General features: G+C 59.6%; 3 protein-coding genes. All 3 read left to right on the top strand.

Annotated elements, in window-relative coordinates:
- Positions 1 to 352: 352 nt before the first annotated feature.
- The gene (gene hpnN / locus AOQ71_RS20785) at positions 353 to 2977 is read left to right on the top strand and encodes a hopanoid transporter HpnN (protein WP_083514371.1); all 2625 of its coding nucleotides are present in this window, start codon (positions 353 to 355) and stop codon (positions 2975 to 2977) included.
- A 272-nt stretch (positions 2978 to 3249) separates the two neighbouring features.
- On the top strand, positions 3250 to 3666 hold the full coding sequence (locus AOQ71_RS20780; protein WP_057750203.1) for a hypothetical protein: 417 nt from the start codon (positions 3250 to 3252) through the stop codon (positions 3664 to 3666).
- 209 nt (positions 3667 to 3875) lie between these two features.
- On the top strand, positions 3876 to 4410 hold a 535-nt coding region (locus tag AOQ71_RS20775), incomplete at its 3' end, for a Bax inhibitor-1/YccA family protein (protein WP_057750201.1).

Here is a 4410-nt window from a genome sequence, read left to right as displayed (position 1 = left end):
GGCGGGGGAGTTGTGCAGCGCGCACCATCGCGCCGTTGGGTGCGCTGCGAAATGGCGAGGAATTTCAATGGTGTATGAGTTCGAGATTTTATTCTGAATGGCGCGCCAACCAAGTTTTTTCGACGCTGAGCACGATCTGGTTCGCGGTTGCCGTCCTACCCCCGCAGCGCGCTCCGTAACAGGCCGATGAAGTCCTGCGCCACCTGCGAGAGGGCGTCTACGCCTTGACGGTCGTCAAGGCCGTGCTTGTGCAGGCAGCTAAAAGGCAAGTGGGGCTGCCAGACGTCTCGAGCACACTGTTGAGGATGCTTCGTTCTCGACTGGTAATCTTTGGCGCGGTTTTGGCTCTGCCATGATTCATCTAACGATCGTTCGAGTAACGGATTTCTGCGCCCGCCGGCACTGGGCGATCGTCATTGCCGGTACGCTGCTGATGCTCGCGGCTGCAATCTTCGACGTCAAACGCTTCTCAATCAACACCGACATAGAGGGCCTGATTTCGCAAGACCTTCCTTGGCACCAACGCCAGATTGCCCTGTCTAGAGCATTTCCGCCAAAAGGCATCATTGCGGTGGTGACGGCCCCATCAGCCGAAAATGCCGAACAGGCCGCGAACCTGCTGGCACAGACCCTCTCGCGACAGCCCGATCTATTCCCGCTGATGGAACAGCCCGATAGCGGGGACTTCTTCGAACGCAATGGGCTGCTGTTTAAGCCTCTCGCCGACGTCCGAAAAACCGCCGAGGGGCTCGCAAGGATGCAGCCCGTCCTTGCGGCGCTTGCCCTCGATCCGAGCCTTCGTGGCATTGCGAAGACGCTCTCGTTCGCGACCGCCGGCGTGAAGGGCGGCGCGATCAAGTTAGACCGGCTGACCTGGCCTCTCTCGCTGGCTGATCGGACCTTGAGCGACGTCTTGTCCGGCAGGCCGGCCACGTTTTCCTGGCAGGAACTGCTGGAAGGCCAGCCGCTCCCCGACAAGCAGCGGCGGCACTTTCTCGAGGTTCAGCCGGCTCTGGATTTTTCGGCACTTCAGCCCGGACATAGGGCGGAAGAGGGGATTCGCCGCGTGGCCGCAGATTTGCATCTGCAGGATAAATTTGGCGCCGCCGTCGCTCTGACCGGGCCGGTGCCGATGAATGACGATCGGTTTGCGGTCATTCGCTCGAGCGCGGTGCGCGACACGTTCACGGCGGCGTTCGGCGTCCTGATAGTTCTTTGGCTCGCGGTTCGGTCCTGGAAACTGATTGCCGCTGTCTTTTTCAGCCTCATAGTTGGCCTCTCGGCAACTGTGGCTCTCGGACTTGTCATGGTCAGCGCGTTCAATCTCATCTCGGTCGCATTTTTCGTGCTCTTCGTTGGCCTTGGCGTGGACTTCGGTATTCAGTTCATCGTCCGCTATCGGGCCGAACGGCACGAGCACCCCAATTTATATGAAGCGTTGCGATGGGCTGCGTGCAAAGTCGGAGATCCGCTCTCGCTTGCCGCAGCGGCCACCGCTGCTGGATTTTTAGCGTTTTTGCCGACCGACTACCGGGGCCTCTCCGAATTGGGCCTGGTTGCCGGCTCTGGCATGCTGATTGCCTTTGTCTGTAGCATCACTCTGGTGCCGGCGGTGCTGGCGCTGCTTCAGCCTCCGGGCGAGTTCGCCCCGGTCGGCTTTCGCGGGCTGACGCCATTGGACGATTTCCTCCAGCGTCATCGCATCGCGGTGGTCGCCGTAACTTTGATTGTCGTTCTTGCCGGTGCGCCGTTGTTGTCGAGGCTGACTTTCGACTTCAACCCCGTCAATCTGCAACGCTCCGATTCTCCCGCCGTCGTGACCTTTCGCGAGCTCCAGCATGATCCGGAAGCCAGCGGCAACGACGCGGAGCTACTAGCGCAATCGCTCGGAGAGGCCGATCAAAAGGCAAAGCGCCTGGCTGGGCTTCCCGAAATTTCGCAAACCTTGACGTTGAACAGCCTCTTTCCGGCGGAGCAGGAGCAGAAGATTGCTGCTCTAAGCGAAACGTCGCATCGGCTCGGCCCGGCTCTCAATCCCCCGCGCATGCAGCCTGCTCCGAACGACCAAGAAAATGCGGCTGCGCTCGATGCCGCTGCAGAAGACCTCGCCGGAGCTGCGGGCAACTCAGACGTCGCCGCGGCCGCTAGTGCGCGGCATGTGTCAGATCTGTTAAGGCAACTCGCGAGATCGGATGCCGCAACTCGAGCTCGCGCCGAAGACGCGTTTGTGCCGGCTTTGGTTTACGACCTCAACATGCTTCGCAAGAGTCTTGCCCCGCAATTCATTACGATCGACACATTGCCGAAAAATCTGGTGCGTGATTGGTTGTCGCCCGACGGGACGGCCCTGGTCAAGGCGTTGCCTAAGGGCGATCCGAACGATACCAATGTGCTGCGCGAGTTTGCGACCGCGGTGCTTCGCGCCGAACCGCCAGCGACCGGCGGGGCGATAAGCCTCTACGAATCCGCAAGAACCGTCACTGCGGCGTTTGTTCAGGCGGGTAGTCTGGCGCTCGTCGCGATTACCATTCTGCTCTTTATCGCTCTGCGGCGGATAACTGATGTGCTCATGACGCTTATCCCCCTTCTGCTTGCCGGAGTTGCTACGCTCGAGGTCGCCGTGCTGGACGATCTTTCGCTGAATTTCGCTAACATCATCGCGCTTCCCTTGCTGCTCGGCGTAGGAGTGGCGTTCAAGATCTACTACGTCATGGCGTGGCGGGCCGGAAAGACCGGGCTGCTGCAGTCGACATTGACCCGTGCAGTGGTATTTAGCGGCATGACGACAGGCACCGCATTTGGAAGCATGTGGGCGTCGAGTTATCCCGGCATGTCGAGCATGGGCAAGCTGATGACCATCGCACTGTTATGCACGATGGCCTTTGCGGTATTATTCCAGCCGGTTCTGATGGGGCGCCCGCGGCAAGTGAAGGAATATTCCGAACGGGACGCTGATCTACGTCAAGCCGCGGAATAAGTGTCGACCCCTGCATGTCCTTTCAGACGCAAGGCCGCCGAGGCTCGTTGTTCAAGCAAATCGATCTTGCATTCGGCGCTCGGCGGCACAGTAATGCGGGTACCGATGCCGCCTGCAGACCAGACTGGATATTTCATGCCGACGGTTGCGGCGCGCGGTCGGCGTGGAGCGGATATCGGGCAGCAATGCCGGGTCTCCATCCCTGAATTGACAGCGGTCAAGGCTTGCCATTCAGGAAGCTGCTATCGTGGCTTATTCGTTCGGGATAGCTCATGCGAAAGATGATCCAAGGTATCGCCGCGTTTCTCGCCATCGCTGTCGCGTCGCCAGCGTTCGCCCAAGGCAGCATGCGCTACGAGTTGTTCCCCGAGCCCGATGTCAGGTCCAATACGACTTACAGGACGGCTACGGCCTACGTGGTCGATAAGAAGGAAAATCAATTCTGGATTTGTTCGGCGCGTTACGGCTATCACGATCTCACGGCGAACAATGGTTCCTGCGTCAAGCTCGCCGCGACGGTCGGCCGCCCTTCCTTGAACGAGAACTATGTGGCCCATGCCGTGACGGGCTCCGCGATGATCAATCCGTTCTTTCCGGTCATCTGGTTTATCGATCCCAACGGCGGCGACGTTCAATTCTGCGACATCCGTCACGCCGGGCTGTGCGTGAAAATCGATTTGCAACCTTGATGCTGTTTCGTAAAAGAATCTCGTCGCACAACGCGCGGGCGCCGTCGGTGCTGAAGCCTTACGCCAATGGTGCGCCAGCATGCCGCCGACCAGGTCCGCTGTGAACGAGCACTGCACGGCCGCTGAGCCGCCTTGCCGGGATGCATGGCGATCGAGACGACGACTGGCTATTGCGCTTGCAGCACCGAGCGAGCTTACAGGAGCGAGTGATGAGCTATTATACGCCCAATGATCCCAATGCATCGTTCGGAATGGCAGCGCAAGCTCGCATCGAAGCCGGGCTGCGGCAACACATGCAGCGCGTTTATGGCTATATGGCAGGTGGATTGATATTGACCGGCCTCGTCGCCTATGCCGCCGCTTTCTCGGGCTTCTATCAGGCCATCGAGGGCACGCCGCTGCTCTGGATCGTGATGCTGGCGCCGCTTGGATTCGTGCTGGTTTTGAGCTTCAGGATCGAACGCATCAGCGTCGGCGCCGCGGTCCTGCTGTTCTGGATCTACGCTGCGGTGATGGGCCTGTCGCTGGGCGGAATCTTCCTGGTCTTCACCGGAAGCTCGATCGCGCGCGTCTTCTTCATAACGGCGGCAACCTATGGCGTCACGAGCCTGTACGGGTTTACAACGGGTGCCGATCTCTCGCGGTTCGGTTCCTTTCTGTTCATGGGCCTGATCGGCATTGTGATCGCCTCGCTGGTGAACATCTTCACAAGATCGGATGCCGTCCAGTTCGTGATCTCAATCG

The organism is Bradyrhizobium manausense (assembly GCF_001440035.1).
In the GTDB taxonomy this organism is placed as follows: domain Bacteria; phylum Pseudomonadota; class Alphaproteobacteria; order Rhizobiales; family Xanthobacteraceae; genus Bradyrhizobium; species Bradyrhizobium manausense.
This window is presented reverse-complemented; position numbering and strand designations above follow the sequence as displayed.